5 protein-coding genes are annotated in these 17,798 nt (G+C 50.4%); 1 reads left to right on the top strand and 4 read right to left on the bottom strand.

Annotation, left to right across the window (positions count from 1 at the left end):
- Nucleotides 1-2 precede the first annotated feature (2 nt).
- Together EPA93_RS46020 and EPA93_RS46015 are read right to left on the bottom strand one after the other, a co-directional pair.
- Complete coding sequence (locus tag EPA93_RS46020; RefSeq protein WP_129894002.1) at nt 3-278, bottom strand: hypothetical protein; 276 nt, start codon at nt 276-278, stop codon at nt 3-5.
- Nucleotides 275-526: an MbtH family protein gene (locus EPA93_RS46015; protein ID WP_129894001.1), complete on the bottom strand. Its 252-nt coding sequence runs from the start codon at nt 524-526 to the stop codon at nt 275-277. Before EPA93_RS46015 ends, EPA93_RS46020 begins: the two co-directional genes overlap by 4 nt.
- Nucleotides 527-1,178: 652 nt before the next feature.
- Here EPA93_RS46015 and EPA93_RS46010 point away from each other — a divergent pair.
- Nucleotides 1,179-2,138 carry a CE1 family esterase gene (locus EPA93_RS46010; RefSeq protein WP_165423844.1) on the top strand — a complete coding sequence of 320 codons (960 nt, stop codon included), beginning with the start codon at nt 1,179-1,181 and terminating at the stop codon, nt 2,136-2,138.
- 15 nt (nt 2,139-2,153) lie between these two features.
- On the opposite strand, the gene EPA93_RS46005 is transcribed toward EPA93_RS46010, so the two are convergent.
- Together EPA93_RS46005 and EPA93_RS46000 are read right to left on the bottom strand one after the other, a co-directional pair.
- Nucleotides 2,154-8,030, bottom strand: coding sequence for a non-ribosomal peptide synthetase (locus tag EPA93_RS46005; protein WP_129893999.1), 5,877 nt, complete (start codon nt 8,028-8,030; stop codon nt 2,154-2,156).
- A 51-nt stretch (nt 8,031-8,081) separates the two neighbouring features.
- Nucleotides 8,082-17,789, bottom strand: coding sequence for a non-ribosomal peptide synthetase (locus tag EPA93_RS46000; RefSeq protein ID WP_129893998.1), 9,708 nt, complete (start codon nt 17,787-17,789; stop codon nt 8,082-8,084).
- Nucleotides 17,790-17,798 lie beyond the last annotated feature (9 nt).

Here is a 17,798-nt window from a genome sequence, read left to right as displayed (position 1 = left end):
CCTTAGGGAGCCTGCGTGGTATGCGCTGCCTCTGAGCGGAGATCTTGTGGGATCTCAAAGTGCAATTCATCCTGGCAGAACTCGCGCCACGCTTGCGTCACCTGATCCCAGATCACGCCCTTCTCTGGCACAACCGGACTCCTGACCACCGTGAAATCATCCCATATATAGACAACCGACTCATCGGTGAGCGCCTCCCCCTCCAGCTCCTGTGGCTCCTTCCAGCCAGCAAATCGGCGGAGATCCTTGAGTAAGTAGGCTTTACAATACTTTCTCACGAGGATTGTTCCTCCGTCTCAGAGGCAACTTGCTGTGAGGCAACTTTCTCCATATGTTGGCGCAAAGAGAGCGGGCGCATATCGGTCCACACCTCTTTAATATAGGCAAGGCACTCGCTCTTGAGCCCCTGCTTGCCCACCTCGCGCCAGCCCAAAGGGAGTTCTCGATCGGCAAACCAGATGGAGTACTGTTCTTCATGATTGACGACAACTTTGTAGATTCTCGTATCTTCTTCGTCCCTGAGCATAGATTAAGCTTCCTTTCCTTTGGCACAAGTATCATTCAACAAGGGCAAAAATATTTGGCACCTAAGAGAATGGAGGTCATCGGAATAGCCATAGCGCTACCTATCCGAGCGAACCGCTATTTGTAGTGGTAAGTTTCTCGGCGACGCATGCCATTTCTCCATTCAAGTTTGCTACAGGTCTTGCACGGTTTGGTTTTCTTTCATACTACCGCGAGAGGATTATATGGCTCCTCAGGGCACGTACAATCCTTTAAATTAACTCCGGTAATATCAATTTCACCTCCTCTCATTATCTATCATCATTATATCATGTGTTGCATATCTTTTATTATATAACGCAATAAATAATTTTTCAAAGTAACGCTTTAGCTTTATATCTTCTTCATGTTGATATCATTTAATTCCAGTTAATTTATCTAAAACTTTTTTTACAATCTTTGTCAGCCATAATTTTTTTATTAAATATTACAATATTTGCTTTCTCTTACCTTTATATTGTATTATTACTATTATTGCGTTTATAGATGCGTGCCCTCTGCACAGAGAGGACAAGGTAAGGAAAAGAGAAATGCATCAAGTACGCTCCTATCGAAATTCAGGTATCCTTTTCATGGTTATTTTATGCTGCGCTGCAGCGTTAGGGAGCTGTAGTATGCTTGCTCCGCAATCTACTTCTTCTGCTCATCCATCTGCCGCTAAGATACCTACCCCAACAACTGCAACTCCTACCGCTTCACCAATGAGTGCCAACGTAGATTGTAACAAAGCCTCACCTATTCAACCTGGAACAACCCAGAACCAAGTTGTATCAGCCCATCCGCAGGCTTCACGTGGAGAGCATACACGCTCCTATCTGGTGCATCTCCCTTCTTCGTATACAGGAAAAACAGCCTTACCAGTAGTGATTGTTTTTCATGGTCACGGTGGCGATGCCGCTAATGCTGAGCAGAGCACTGGCTTTTCACAACTGGCCGACAGTGAGCAATTTCTCGCTGTCTATCCTCAAGGATTACTAGATGATGATCACCTGCCTTTCTGGGCTAGCATCGGGCCGCTAGATTATAATATCGACGAAACGCTCTTTATGAATGATATGCTCAATAAGTTAGAGCATGACTTCTGCGTTGATACGCAGCGAATCTACGCGACTGGCTTTTCGAACGGTGGCGGAATGAGCGGCTTTGTAGCCTGTAAGCTCGCACACCGCATCGCCGCTGTTGCCCCTATTGCAGGCAATTATTATGATGTTCAAGGAGGCTGCAAGCCTGGGCGACCAGTCCCTATCCTTGAGATTCATGGTAGTCAAGATCCTATTGTGCCTTATAACGGGATCTCTCCCGAAACTAATCCTCAATGGCCGCTACCCTCTGTTCACGATTGGCTTCAGGCCTGGGCTACGCGTAATGGCTGCACAAAGGGCCCTCAGCAATTTTTTCAAGACTCTGACACAACGGGCCTACAATGGACCAACTGTCAGCAAAACGCTACGGTAATGCATTATCGCATTGAAGGCGGAGGCCATAGCATCCCTGCAACAATTGGGAAGCAGCCAACCTCCCTCGTGATATGGAACTTCTTCAAGGCTCATCCTATGCCCCAGAAGACTACTTGATGCGCTACCCTGAGCTCATCTGGTTTGGCTACCAGCCAGAAGAGCTCTGAGCGCCTGAATTGTCGCATGAGCTAGTCCCTCGACAGTAGTACGGGCATAGAGATTCTCACTATAATCCCATTGAATGGTAAGTTTCTTATTATGAATACGACCGGTTATTTGGAAGATATATGTCCGATCTGACTCAAAGTCCCGATAGTGACCACTTATTGGTCCCTCTACCTGGAATAATGGTTGGGAAGGATCAGCAAAATTCTCGCCAATGTAGTTGACAACAATTTCCGGTCCGGGTAACGTGCGCAATAGTTCGGCTTCGTGACCTTCTCCATAGGTCCGAAGCACACCATAAACAATGCCATGGTGAGGGATACGCAAAAGCTGTTCCCTCACCACTTTTAAGGCTCCAATATGTTCAGACCTGGCTGTAATATCAACGAGAAAGGGGAAGTCAGTACCAAAGGCACCCACAGTTCGCGAAACGTCCATATCGTCAAAAAGCGGCTCACGGCCATGGCTGAAGAGGCGAACCAGAAGCGTATCCTGCCTTGTCCACTCACGAAATGCCCAGGCCAGCGCCGTTAGCAAGATGGCATCCATCTGAGCAGCATAGGCGGGCACAACTTCCTGGAGCACTAAATTTGTCTCATCCTCCGTCAATCCTACCTCAAAAGTGCGTGACGAGCTTATCGTATTGATGCCTTCAGGATAATCACGTGGCAATCGTCCTGGCTGCCGGCTCTGTGCTGCCAGCCAGTAGGAATATTCTTCGCAAGCTTTTTTGGATAGAGCGTACTGCTGAAGGCGTTCTGTCCATTGTTTAAACGCCGTTGGCTTGGGCGGGTATGATATATGTTCCTGCAGCAGGTATTTTTGATACCACGTCAGGAAATCCCCAACCAAGATTTGCCAGGATTCTATATCTGCGACAAGATAGTGAGCCATAAGCAAGAGGATGCTCTGGTACTTATCTTTACCATCAAACAGCACGACCTTAAACAGTGGTCCATTTTCCAGGTCAAATGCTGTTTGCAAGTCCTGCAAATCCTGCCTTATCTTTCCCTCAACCTTTCCCTCGCTCTCTTCATCTGAGAGATCTCTATAATAGAAAGGAATATCCTCCTCCGGTTCAACGCTCGCTAAAACATATCCCTCATGCGTTTTCACTCTGCGAATACGTAAAGCATCGTGGTAACTGTAGAGGGCCTTTGTTGTTTCTTTTACCCATGTAGGATGAAAAGACCCTTCAGAGTAAATAGCATATGCCAGATTGTAGTATTCAGGATGATGCACTTCAGGGTTAAGAACATAACGCTGTCCAGGGGCTGAGATAACCCGACCGCTTATCAATCCTTGTTCTGCCACGATTTGCGTTGAGCCGACTAGCTGTGCCAGTTCGGCAATTGTCTGTCTCTGGAATAGCTGTTTAGCCGTTATCTGTAAGCCTATCTTATTCGCCTGGGCCACTACACGAATAATGAGCAGCGAATTACCACCTAGTTCGAAGAAATTATCATAGATCCCAACACGTTCCAACCCCAGAACCTGGGCCCATATTTTCGCAAGCTCCTGCTCTTGCTGCGTGCGCGGTGCTACATACACAGCCTCCAACTCAGGTCTCTGCTGCCCTGGTACTGGGAGCGCACGCCTGTCAATCTTTCCATTGGGAGTCAGCGGAAACTTATTGAGTAAGACAAAAGTTGCCGGTAGCATATACTCGGGCAAGCGTTCTTTGAGGTGCATACGCAGTTCAGGTATTAACTTGCGGGGCAGCAAATTCCGCAAGGGATTATTGGCATATTTATGCCAGACCTTTTCTGATATCTCTTCCAGTTCGGCTTCACTAACCCTGAGCTCGGGGCTAACTATAAGATCTATAATATCCTCTTGCACCAGCAAGACATCATAGGTATCCTGCCTTCCCGAATACGGCCAGCTAATCTCTACCCTATAGGGCAAGCTTTCACCCAGCTGCCAGAAGCATTCAGGCTCTATTCCTTCACCTATCTGCGCCAGTTCCGCCGCGACAGTGCGCCGCAAATCCCCTACCGTTTCTGGCCCATCCTCACCTTGTAAAGCCATGAGTAAACTGATCTGCTCCCTCAAACGCGCATTGGGAACATCTGTAAGTAACCATGTCTTCACCCGTCCCCTGCTCAGTTCCCTAATCACGCTCTCCAGGCTCAAGCCATTCTCTTGCCAGTTCGTCACTCGCTCAGGAGCAAGATGTGGTAACTGATCACCAATATGGAGCGTCACATCATAGCGATACATCGTAAGCTCATTGCGCGCCTTCCCGCGTTTGAGCTGACAATCGACGCGGCATATTCCCGGCAGAGCATTTGGCAATCGTCGGAATAAGGCAGGATCAATCGTTAATTCTTCCTCCTCGTCCACCCGCTCCATGACTATACGAAACAGCTCGCTCGCTGGCATCCCCTCAGCAGCCCGGTGAGCCTGGACAGAAGCGTGAAAGGCCTCCAGGACCTGCCGATTGCGCAGGTCTCCCAGAAATATACGCCCTCCCGGAGCAACCAGGCGTAACATGTTTTCTACTACCTGTATGAAATAGGTGATAGAAGGAAAATACTGCGCTACCGAATTGAGAACGATGGTATCAAATGAGCCAGGAGCAAACTGCGCCAGATCATCAGCACTGCCCTCTAGTAACTGCACATGCGAAAGCCCTGATTTCTCTACTTGTTGTCGCAGCTTGCCTAGCACTTGCGGCGAGAAATCGGTACCACAATAGAACTCACAATGAGGAGCAATCCGATAGAGCAATAGCCCGGTGCCGCAGCCGATCTCCAAAAGCCGCACAGGCTGATTGACAAGGATACGTTCGACTGTCTGATCTACCCACTCTTGCATTTCCTCAGCAGGAATTGGCTCGTGGCTATAGCTGCTCTTCCAGCCGCTTAGATTGAAGCGAGGATCATGTTCTACTACACTTTCTTCGCTATAGGTAGTATCCCACACCTCCTGCCACTGTGTCACTTGTTCTTTCTGCCAGCTATTTTCAGCGGCCTCTCCCTGATAAAGCTCTTCGGACACTACATATGCCACCAGGCGTTTATCGCCTGGCGTATCTTCTCGCACAATGACGACACTTTCATTTACCCCGGGATGTTGGGCAAGAATACTCTCTATCTCCTGGAGTTCGATCCGATAGCCGCGTACTTTCACTTGCTGGTCGATGCGCCCCAAAAACTTGAGCGTGCCATCAGGCTTATACATGGCTAGATCTCCAGTTTTATAGAGACGCCTTCCAGGCTCTGGGCCGAAAGGATCTGGCAAGAAGCGTTCTGCGGTTAAGTCAGCTCTTTGCAAATACCCACGGCTTAGCCCATCTCCACCAATATAAAGCTCACCCGGTATTCCAGGCGGGACCTGACTAAAATGTCTGTTAAGTATATAAATTTGTGTGTTGGCAATGGGGGTGCCAAGAGGAATAAAGGAGCTAGCAGCTTTGATCCGCTGTATGGCCGACCAGATCGTCGTTTCCGTTGGACCATACATATTCCACAGTTCCTTACACCGGCAAAGGAGCAGGTTTGCCAGATCCGGCGGCAGGGCCTCGCCTCCACAGAGGATGACTAATTGCTTGTTCCCCTGCCAGCCGGAATCGATCAAGAGACGCCAGGTTGAAGGCGTTGCTTGCACGATTGTTACTTTATATCTTTCTAGCAGCTGCATCAGTGCCAGACCATCTGTACTCTGGCTACGCTCGGCCAGTACTATGCAGGCGCCTACCATAAGCGGTAGATACAGTTCCAGGCCCGCAATATCAAACGAGAGGCTCGTCACAGCAAGTAGCACATCATGCGCGTGCAATCCAGGCGCCATACGCATAGAATGAAGAAAATTGACAACATTGGCATGGGAGATCTGCACACCTTTGGGCTGACCTGTAGAGCCTGATGTGTAAATTATATATGCCAGGTTACGCGAATCTATAGGAAGAGCAAGGCGCACAGTTGATTTTGCTGCCAGCTGCTCCTGCACCCTATCAAGGCAAATAATTCTAGCCTGCTGACCTGCGAAGCGTTCCTCAAGCCTTTCCTGAGTGAGAATAAGCTGTATATGGGCATCTTCTAACATATAGGCAATGCGCGATCTGGGATAATCAGGATCAAGCGGAATATAGGCGCAGCCAGCCTTGAGGATTCCCAGTAAGGCCACAAGCATTGCGGGAGAACGCTCTATGCAGAGGCCGATGCAGGTTTCTTGTCCGACATGGAGATCTCTATGCAGATAATGAGCAAGTCTGTTCGCCTGCTCCTCAAGTTCCTGATACGTCAAGCACTGCTCGCCAGAGCGCACAGCAATTGCCCCAGGCCTTTGCTCCACACATCTCTCAAACAACTGATGAATACATGTAGTTGCCGGATATATTCTACCTGTCTCGTTCCAGCCCAACACCAGTTTCCGCTCTTCAGCCGTGAGCAAAGTTATGGCACCAGGATGGATCTCGGGATCAGCGCCAATTTGGCTAAGCACTAGCTGAAAGCGAGCCAGCATATCCTTGATGGTTTCAGCATCAAAAAGATCAGTATTATACTCAATTTCTGCACATAAGCCTCGCGCATGCTCAGTTAAGAAGAGAGAAAGATCAAATTTAGAAGTTTCAGTGCCAGTCTCTATAGGCTGCACAACAAGATCAGTTTCCTGCATAATAGAGGTTGGAGTATTCTGGAAGGTAAAGAGGACCTGGAAAAGGGGAGAGTGGCTAAGATCGCGCTGCGGATGCAAGGCTTCAACAAGTTGTTCAAAGGGCAAATCCTGATGTGCGTATGCAGCAAAACAAACCTCACGGGTGCGTTGCACCAATTCACGAAAAGTTGGATTGCCCGCCATATTGCCACGAAGCACAAGGGTATTGACAAAAAAGCCTATCAATCCCTCAATCTCAGCTCGGTTACGATTAGCGATAAGTGAGCCAACTGGAATGATCTCCTGCGCGGTATAGTGATAGAGAAGAACGTTGAACGCAGCGAGCAAGACCATAAATAGGGTTGCCCCTTCCTGCTGGCCCAGCTCCTGCAGTGGAGCCAGAATCTCCTCCTCTATAATGAGCGATTGGGCTGCCCCCGCGAAGGTTTGTTCAAGCGGCCTGGGGCGATCATAGGGGAGCTGCAGCATAGGAATGTCTGCTAACTGCTCTTTCCAGTAATTCAGGTGACGCTCCAAGCGCTCTCCTTGTAGCCAGGCCCTTTGCCACACGGCAAAATCAACATACTGGATCTCTAGCGCTGGTAACTGTACCGGGAGATCGTGCATATATGCTTCGAGTAATGTAAAGAGCTCTCGTTGCAAAATTGAGTTGGACCAACCATCCGAAATAATATGGTGCATCGTGATAAGCAAGATGTACTCTTGCTCGGCTAAGTAGAGCACTTTTGTGCGCAATAGGGGTCCACTTCTAAGGTTGAAAGGTAGGTTTGCTTCCTCCCATATCAACTTGTGGGCAACCTCTTCAAGCTCGGTACTGGCGATTCCCCGCAAATCGATGATGCTTAAAGCTGGCACCCCATGCCCGGCGATTACCTGAAAAGGCTCTCCCTCGCGTTCAATAAAAGTTGTACGCAGCCCTTCATGACGAGCAACTAGCGTATCAAGAACGCGCTTGAGCACATTCAGCCGTAAAAAGCCCTGCATACGGAACGCAAGAGGCATATTGTATAGGGTACTATCTGCTTCAAAGATGTTGAGAAACCAGAGTCGCTGTTGCGCATAGGAGAGAGGAAAATGAGTTTCTGTTCGATCCTGGCGAGGAATGGTTTCTTCCTCAGATTGCTTGCTTTGTTTCTGCTTCTCTTTCAGGCGCTGAAAGAGAAGGGCACGTTGTTGAGGCGTTAAATCCGCGAGCCGCTTCAGGGGTTGTTCAGTACTCACTCTTTTTCCTTTCCTTGCTGCCTATGGTCTCAGATGCGCCGAAAGCCATCTCTACTCTGCTTCCAATTCGTCTAGTTGGGCGAGCATTTGCTGTAACTCAGCACTTTCCGTCTCGGCAAATGTTAACTGCACAATGGCATCAGCCAGGCTCGCAATCGTCGGATTTTCAAATAGCAGACGTAGCGGTATCTCTACTTGTAGCAATTTGCGTACGTGCGAGATGATCTGGGTTGCCAGAAGCGATTGCCCACCCAGAGCAAAGAAGTTGTCATGACGGCCAATGCGCTCTCTATGGAGCACTTGTGACCAACTCGTAGCTAATACTTCTTCAACATATGTCGCAGGTGCCTCATATTGCGCATTCTCAACAAAGATAGGGGCTGGCAGGGCCTGTTGATCGATCTTGCCACCTGGCGTTAACGGCAGCGCTTCTAGAGAGATATAGGTTGCTGGTAACATATAGTCAGGTAGGTAGTCACGAAGATAGGCTTGTATCTCCTGGCTGGAAACAGTCTTGTGCGCGGTAGGAACACAATATGCCACAAGCAAATGCTCATCGGCAGTATTCGCCCGCGTACATACCAGGGCCTCTTGTATTGCCGGATGGCGCAAGAGCAGGCTTTCAATCTCGCCCAGCTCAACACGATATCCACGGATCTTAACTTGCTGGTCGTTACGCCCCAGGTAGAGCAGATTGCCATCTGGCAACCTTCGTACCACATCGCCAGTTTTATAGAGCCTGGCACCCGGGTTTCCGCTATATGGATCTGGCACAAAGCGCTCGGCAGTTAGATCGGCTCTATTTTGATAGCCGCGCGCGACTCCTACCCCACCTATATAGAGCTCCCCAATGGCACCAGGTGGCAATAGATTTCCCTGCCGGTCAAGGACATACAGCTGTGTGTTGGCAAGTGGACGACCTATAGGTATAGCCCCTTGCGGAAGCTGGTTAAGAGGCAGTCCATATACGCAGCAGCCTACCACTGTCTCTGTTGGACCATACTCGTTATAGAGCTTTATATGAGGTGCGGCCTCTCGCCAGGAAACAAGCTGTTCGCTCCTCAGCGCTTCTCCCCCAACAACCAGCACACCGGTACTTGCCGCCAATTGTTCACGAGACAGCAGATTAGCGAGCGCAATCAGGTGCCCGGGCGTTAGTTTGAGCAGGCTCCAATTCTGCTGCTGTGCCAGGGCCTCACTCAACACTTCTATGCTCGGTTTTTCTGCTAACAAGATGACACGCTGCCCTACAAGTAAAGGCGTGAACAGGCTGGTCACAGCCAGATCAAAGCTGATAGAAGAGTGAAGCGGAACCCCATTGCCTTCAGCAACGCAATACATCTCCGCCGCACTCATTAGATAATTCGCCAGGCCCGCATGCGTGACCATGACAGCCTTGGGCTGGCCGGTAGAGCCAGATGTGTAGATCAGATAGGCAAGCTGCTCTGCCCGCAGTAGATCAGCTAAGGGCTCCTCTGATGTCGTGCGCCAGTCTGCTTCTGGCTCATCAATATAGAGCTTCGAACATTGCAAGGCTGCAAAGCGCGAGGATAAATGCTTTTGTGTAATCAATACTTCTACCTGTGCGTCATGCACTTGAAACTGAAGCCGCTCTTCTGGCAACCCGGGATCAAGCGGAACATAGACGCCTCCGGCTTTCAACACGCCAAGCAGCGCGGGCAAAAGATCAAGGGAGCGCTCCATACAGAGGGCCACCCGCGATTCCATACGGATACCATGCCTGCGCAGGGTTCTGGCAAGCTGGTTGGAACGCTGTTCTAGCTCAGCATAAGTGAGCTGCTGCTTTCCTGCTACAACCGCCACAGCTTCAGGCGAACGTCTTGCCTGTCTGCTGATGAGCCGTGGCAGGCTACATTCAGCGGCTAGCTGGTTATCAGGTCCTCTTGCCTCTTCTAGCAGGCTTTGTTGCTCCTCCTTTGTCATAAGGGCATAAGAGGAAACAGGCTTGTCTACAGCTAACGCGATCTCTTCTAGCAGAGACACAAAATGTCTGGCAATATTCTCAATCGTTGAGCGTGCGAAAAGATGGGTATTGTACTCAAGTATGCCGTTTAATCCTTCAGGCGCTTCGGCAAGAACAAGCGTGAGATCAAACTTAGTTGTAGGATTGCTAAGGGTAAGCGCTTCTACATTCAAGCCGGCAAGATGGAGATCACCTGCGGGCGCATTTTGCAGGCTGAACATGACCTGGAAGAGGGGATGATGACTCATACTACGCGCAGGCTGGACCGCCTCTACAATACGCTCAAAAGGAAGCTCCTGATGGCGAAAACTTTCAAGACAGCTTTCCCGAACGCGAGCCAGGAGCGCACCAAAGGAAGGGTCTCCGGCCAGGCTGACGCGTAAAGGCAGTGTATTCACGAAACAGCCAATCAGATCCTCAGTGTCGTGCCGGGTCCGGCCGGCAACCGGCGTCCCTATGATAAGATCTTCCTGCCCCGTATATCTTAGGAGAAGTACTTGAAAGGCCGCGAGCAAGGTCATAAATAGTGTCACGCCTTCCTTGACACTTATACTCTTGAGACGCCCAGTAAGCGCTTCCGATAAATTTATTGCACAGCCTGCTCCTTCTAGCACTTGAAGCGCAGGGCGAGGATAATCGAGAGGAAGTTCTAACACAAGGGGAGCATCTCCAAGCAGGGAACGCCAGTAAGCTAACTGCTGCTCTAATACAGTTCCTTGTAGCCATTCACGCTGCCAGAGGGCATAATCGGCATATTGAAGCGCTAAGGCTGGTAATTGTGCCTCTCTCTCCTCCAACGTAGCATTGTAGAGCTCGCTCAATTCTTGGGCCAGAATACCAATCGACCAGGCATCGGCAATACAGTGGTGCAGCGTCAGGAGCAGAATATGCTCATACTGGTTGCGCCGTAGAAGCTTTACACGCACCAGAGTTGACCGCGTGAAATCGAATGGGCTCCGCGCTTCTTCCATAGCCAGAGCATAGATCTCGTGCTCTTGCCCCTCGGATGTGGTAGCTTCGAGGGTAATAACCGGTATGTTAAAGGTGAATTCAGGGCTGATGACCTGAAATGGCATGCCTTCCTGGGTTTTCAGCGCCGTACGTAGAATCTCGTGGCGCTCGACTAACGCGTTGAAGGAGGCTTCAAGCGCACTAATGCGCAACTGACCACGCAGTCTTAAGGCAAAGGGAATATTATATGCAGGGCTCTTTGGCTCAAGCTCGCTGAGGAACCAGAGGCGTTCCTGGGCAAAGGAGAGCGGGATTTGTGCTGGGCGCGGTTGATTCCTATATACTGGCGACATCCCTACATCTGGCGTTCCTTCTTGTCGAATCTCCTCGATTTTTTGCGCAAGCTCTGCGATGGTTGGGGCCTCAAAAAGCACGCGCAGGGGTATCTCAATACGAAATATCTCTCGTATACGAGAGATAACCCTCGTGGCTAAGAGCGAATGGCCACCTATCTCAAAAAAGTTATCGTGAATACTTATATGCTCTACTTGCAGCATTCCAGACCAGATACTTGTGAGCAGTTCCTCTATCTGGCTCAGCGTTCCTACGCTATCTTGTCCAGTGGCTGCCCGCTCCTTTGGCTTAGGCAAAGCGCGACGATCTAGCTTGCCACTCTGAGTCAGCGGCAGGGCTTCTATATATTCATAGAGAGCCGGAACCATATAAACGGGCAAACGAGCATGTAAGAAATCCTTGAGCTCTGCTGTTAGGGAGGGATCTTGCGCCGCTGGTACGACATATGCTACAAGGTTTTGCCGGCCTGGCGTATCTTCTCGTACAATAACACAGTTTGCCTGCACCAACGGATGTAAGGCCAGCACATTTTCAATCTCCCCCAATTCGATTCGAAATCCGCGCAGCTTCACCTGCTCATCTACGCGTCCCAGATATTCAATAGCCCCATCTCCGCGCCAGCGCGCTCTATCTCCTGTTCGATAGAGACGCGCCCCAAACTGCTGGCTAAATGGGTCTGGCAGAAAACGCTCAGCGGTCATCTCTCCTCTTCGCCAGTATCCACGACCTACACCTACACCTCCAATATAGAGTTCGCCCCCGACGCCTACGGGAACCGGCTGCAGATAATCATCTAACACGTACAACTGGATATTATCGATGGGTGTCCCTATCGGGACAATTGCCTCCTGCCTGGCTAGCGTACATTGCCAGACGCTAACTTCCACTGCCGTTTCGGTTGGGCCATACAGGTTATACAGGCAGGCATGCTCCCCAAGCAAATCCAGACAGCGATCACGCAACTCGGGGCCTAACGCCTCTCCACTACAAATGATCTGGCGTATGCTCTGGCACTGTGCAACAACGCGCGGCTCCTGCAAGAAAGCCTGAAGCATAGAGGGTACAAAGTGGATGGTTGTTATTGCTTCCTCGTGGACTAGTTTCGTCAGATAATCTGTATCGCGATGCCCTTCAGGGATAGCTATTACCAGGCGAGCTCCAGCACAAAGAGGCCAGAAAAACTCCCAGAGAGAGACATCAAAGCTCAAAGGCGTTTTTTGCACAACGCTATCTTCAGGAGCAAGCCCATGGCTTTGTTGCATCCAGAGTAAGCGATTACAAATTCCTCTATGTGTATTCATTGCTCCTTTGGGCCGTCCTGTCGAGCCAGAGGTATAGATTATATAGGCCAACTGATCAGGATGCACTTCCCAATCTGGATCTTCCTCGCTAAAAGAGGCCATTTGCGCATAGAGCGCTGCAAGAAACAATGTTTGGCTCGGGCCTTGTGGCAATACATGACTTACTTCTTCGCTAGTCAGTATTACAGGAGCATTTGTATCCTGCAGGAGATCGGCCAGGCGCAACATTGGATAGCTGGGATCAAGAGGAACATAAGCTCCTCCGGCTTTAAGTACTGCCAGAATGCCTACGATCAGATCAAGCGAACGTGGCAGGCAGATACCCACGGGTACCTCTGCTCCTACTCCTTTTGTGCGTAAGAGACCAGCAAGTTGATTGGCTCGCGCATTCAGCTGCTGGTAGCTAAGCTGCATCTGCTCAAAGCTTACTGCTATAGCATCAGGCGTACGCGCTGCTTGCGCCTCAACCAGCTTATGCAAGCAGTGCACAGACGTATGCTCCACATGCGTCTCATTCCAGGCCACCAGCACCCGGTTTCGTTCTGCATCTGTCAATAGTGGCAGATCGATCAGCCATAGATCAGGGTGGGTAACAGCTTCTCCCAGCAGCATTTGCAGGTGGCTTACCAGGCGAGCAATACTTGACCTCTCAAAGAGATCGGTATTATATTCAATCGCCCCCTGTATCCCCTGCTCCGTCTCCCTCATCTCTATGGTAAGATCGAACCTGGCCGTATGGCTGCCAATCTCAACGATCTGCGTCTGTAGATCTGGCCAGTGCGCATTTTTCTGGGGCGTATTCTGAAAGACGAAAAGCACCTGAAAAATTGGTGAATGGCTCTGGCTACGCTCGGGCTGTAGGACCTCTACCAGCTTTTCAAACGGTATATCCTGATGCATATAAGCATCAATTGCAACCTCCCGTACCAAGCCTAGTAGCGCACGAAAAGAAAGTTCACTCGAAGATCTAATGCGCAGGGGAAGCGTATTAAGAAAGAGGCCCACCATTTGCTCAGTTTCCTGTCGAACTCGTCCGGCGGTTGGTGTGCCAATTACCATATCATAGCTGCCTGTATAACGGGCGAATAAGACATGGAGCGCCGCAAGCAGTACCATAAAAGGCGTGACGCCTTCTTCCTGACTGATTTCCCGCACCCCCAAACTCAATGAAGGGGTAAACGCGAATGAGAGCACCGAACCGCGATAGGTCTGTATAGTTGGACGAGGACGATCAGTAGGTAAATCAAGTGTTGGTGGAGCACCTAACAATTGCTGGCTCCAGTAAGCTTGCTGCTCGGCTAGCCGCTCACCCGCTAGCCACTCTCGCTGCCAGAGGACGTAATCTGCATACTGGAAATCCTGAGCAGGAAGCTTTGCCAGCGTTTGTTCTTTCTCGGCGCTATACAACGCACTTAGATCTTGTAGAAGGATATCAATTGACCAGCCATCAGCGATAATGTGATGAAGCATAAAAAGGAAAATATGCTTATCCTTGCCAGGACAGAACAGCCTGGCGCGCACGAGAGGGCCTTGTTCCAGATTAAAGGGCCGACGCACCTCTTCCTGAATCAGGCGATAGGCCATACTTTCTCGTTCGAGTGGGCTTGCTTCCCTTGCCAAATCAGCATAGGGTAACTCCAGTTCAAGGTGCGCAACGATATGCTGGACTGGCACGCCATCATGAGCGGTAATCACGGTTCGTAAAGGCTCATGACGCTCTATTAACCTGTTTAAGGCGCGTTCAAGTGCCAGGCGGTCAAGAGAACCATTCAGATTCAGCGCGAGAGAGATAGTATAAATCGGGGCATCGGGCTGCAGCTGGTCGAGAAACCAGAGCCTCTCCTGAGCAAACGAGAGCGGTAGTGCTGCCTGACGCTCCATATGTCTGAGAGGAGGTACAGCTACCTCTTTGCCTTGTTTGCGTAATTGCTCAATGCGGATGGCCAGCCTGGCAATGCTCGGCGCCTCATAGATAGCCCGCACAGGCAACTCAAGCTGGAGAATCTCGCGCAGCCTGGCGACGACTTGTGTCGCCTGAAGCGAATGACCACCAAGTCGAAAGAAATGATCGTTACGTCCAACACTTTCCAGATGCAAGACCGCCATCCAGATACTGGCCAGCACTTCTTCAAGTGGTGTACGTGGCACATTATAGGCTTCAAGTTCCTGGGTTTTTTCCCGCTCTGGAGCAGGCAACCCACGAATGTTGATCTTTCCAGAGGGTGTATAGGGCAGCGAACTTAGTATCACAAACGCTGCAGGTACCATATATGCGGGAAGCTTTTCCTGAGCATATACCTGGAGCCTGGCCTTGAAGCGTGGGTCCTGCTCTTGAGCTACTATATAGGCGATCAGTTGCGGGGTACCCTTATCTTCCCGCACAGTTACGACACATTCGCGCACCCCCGGATATTGAATCATTGCAGCTTCGATCTCAGCGGGCTCAATACGAAATCCACGCAGTTTGACTTGCATATCAAGGCGCCCGAGAATTTCAATCTCACCGGATGCCAGATAGCGTGCCCTGTCTCCCGTCCGATAGAGGCGCGCACCAGGCTGAGCCTTAAAAGGATGTGGCACAAAACGTTCGGCTGTCAGATCTGAACGTTGAAAATATCCGCGCGCCAGGGCAACGCCACCGATATAGAGCTCTCCCACAAGACCTATGGCTACAGGCTGCATACGCTCATCCAAGATGTATGCTTCAACATTATCTATGGGGTGCCCCACAGGTACCACTTGCCCATTGAGCAGGTCTTGAGAGGCATAAGAGAGCAGTGCAGTAACAGTGGTTTCGGTAAGTCCATACGCATTATAAAGAAGAACACGCTCGCCCACCAGCCTGCGCCAATTGTTCACATATGCTGGCAGAACACGTTCACTTCCCACAATGACGGCTCGCAGTGTCGCAGGAAGTTCTGTTTGGGTGCGCACAAGATCAGCAACCCATTCATGCCAGTACGAGGAAGGAATATTCAATACGCTGAGCCGCTGATCCTTGATAAATGTTGAGAAATCCGCCGGCGTCGGGGGAAATGCTTCAGGCCGTACGATAACTGCGGCGCCCATTGACCAGGATGGTAAGCACTCTTCAAGCAGGACATCAAAGCTCAATGAGGCAAACTGGAGAACGCGGTCATTTGCGCGAAGTTTATAGCTTCTGGCGCAGGCAAGGCTATGGTTTAACAGAGCTCTATGGGTACATATCACGCCCTTTGGGGTACCAGTTGAGCCAGAGGTATAGATCATATAGGCCGCATTATCCGCCCGTATGAACGAAGCTACCGGCTCCGCAGGCTCACAAAGAATGCTATCTCGCTCTGTATCCAGACATACTATTTGCGCTGCACAACCTGCAAATAGAGGACGGAACTTCTCTCGCGTTAGCACCACTGAGAACTGAGCATCATTGCTTAGCAGCGCGAGGCGCGCCTGTGGGTAAGCAGGGTCAAGTGGAATGTAGGCAGCGCCAGCTTTTAAGATACCAAGCAAGCCGATAAATAACTCAGGCGAATGATCCATACAGAGGGCCACACGCGTTTCCAGACCAACCCCTTTCCTATGAAGATAATGCGCGATTCTATTAGCCTGCCGCTCTAGCTCCTCATAGCTAAATTGTTGTGCTCCACAGGAGAGCGCAAGCGCCTGTGGCGTACGTCTTACCTGCTCATGGAAGAGATACGGCCAGGAGTCATAAGCAGGAAGATCTACAGATGTTCTATTCCATTCGAGCAGCACGCGCTGCTGTTCCTCCCTGGTAAGTAGGGAATACTCAGCAAGCTGCTGTTCAGGATGGGTTAGAAAGGCCTCAAGCAGGAGACGCAGGTGTCCGAGCATACGGGCAATAGCGGCAGCAGAGAAACTATCTATCTCATATCCCAGGTGTATTTCAAGCGCTTTCCAGGGCCCAACTACCACTACCAATGGGTAATTTGTCTGCTCAAGCATTTGCAAAGCCCGTACTTCTAACTCGTCTGGAGCCTCCTGCGCCTCGCTCGCCTTCAATGGATAGTTTTCAAAAACTACCAGGCTCTCAAATAGAGGCTGATCGCGCGGCACATCGCTCCAGCCTTGAATCTGTACCAGCGGGCTATACTCATACTGCCGCATTTCTACCTGCTGCACCTGAATATCAGCAAGCCAGGGAATTAACGAAAGGTTCTCAACGATCTGCACCCGAACAGGCAAAGCATTAATAAAGAGGCCGATCATATTCTCTGCGCCCGGCAGCGTTACCGGTCGGCCTGTTACCGTTGCGCCAAAGACCACATCCGTATTTCCGCTATAGCGGCTTAGGAGCAAAGACCATGCCCCTTGTATAAGCGTATTGACTGTCAAATGGTGCTGCCGTGCAAACCGACGCAAGGCCTCAGTCTTTCCTTCAGAAAGGACGAATCCTTGCAGAGTGACAGGTCGTCCTCCGCTCAAGTGGAGGCGCTGACGAGAGGAAATTACGTCAGGCTCCGTATCGTCGGTGAGCAAGCGTGGCGCAACTGGTCCACGCTGCCGGCTCTCGCTCTGTCGCTCTATCATCAAAGGCGTGGGAATCGTAAAGCCCTGTAAATATGTTTTCCAAAATGTCTCCGCAGCCGTTATATCTTGCTCACGGAGCCAGGCTAAATAGTCACGGTATGGGCGCCTGGCAATCAATACAGGTTCCTGCCCCTGGGTATATGCTTCGTATGTTCCAAGAACCTCGTGTAAGATCGCCGCCAGCGACCAGCCATCCAACAACAAATGATGGTAAGTAAAGAGCATATAGGACTCGCGACGGCTCAGACGAATCAGCACAATGCGCAAGAGAGGCGCCTGTCCAACGTCAAAACCACGACTACGATCGGTAGCGAGAAGCTCTTCGAGGGAACGCTCAAGTTCAGCCGAAGAAAGATTGGACCTATCTACAATTTGCCAGGGGAGCAACACCTTCTGATATACTGCCTGGATGGGCTCATCCAGACCCTCCCACACAAATGCAGTCCGTAGGACAGCATGGCGTCTCAAGATAGATTGCCACGCCCGTTGGAGCAACGCTTCATTGAGATCTCCCCGTAAGCTATAAAGCGCTTGCTCTATATATATTCCAGTATTAGGAGTATAGAGCGTATGAAACAACATACCGCGCTGCATCGGTGAGAGCTCATACATGTCCTCAATCTGTTCTTCAACCATACAGTGCCT

This window comes from Ktedonosporobacter rubrisoli, assembly GCF_004208415.1.
Taxonomy (GTDB): domain Bacteria; phylum Chloroflexota; class Ktedonobacteria; order Ktedonobacterales; family Ktedonobacteraceae; genus Ktedonosporobacter; species Ktedonosporobacter rubrisoli.
This window is presented reverse-complemented; position numbering and strand designations above follow the sequence as displayed.

Coding starts and splice junctions, on each gene's coding strand:
- EPA93_RS46015 (WP_129894001.1), bottom strand. CDS start 526: ATGCTCAGGGACGAAGAAGATACGAGAATCTACAAAGTTGTCGTCAAT.
- EPA93_RS46010 (WP_165423844.1), top strand. CDS start 1,179: ATGCTTGCTCCGCAATCTACTTCTTCTGCTCATCCATCTGCCGCTAAG.
- EPA93_RS46000 (WP_129893998.1), bottom strand. CDS start 17,789: ATGGTTGAAGAACAGATTGAGGACATGTATGAGCTCTCACCGATGCAG.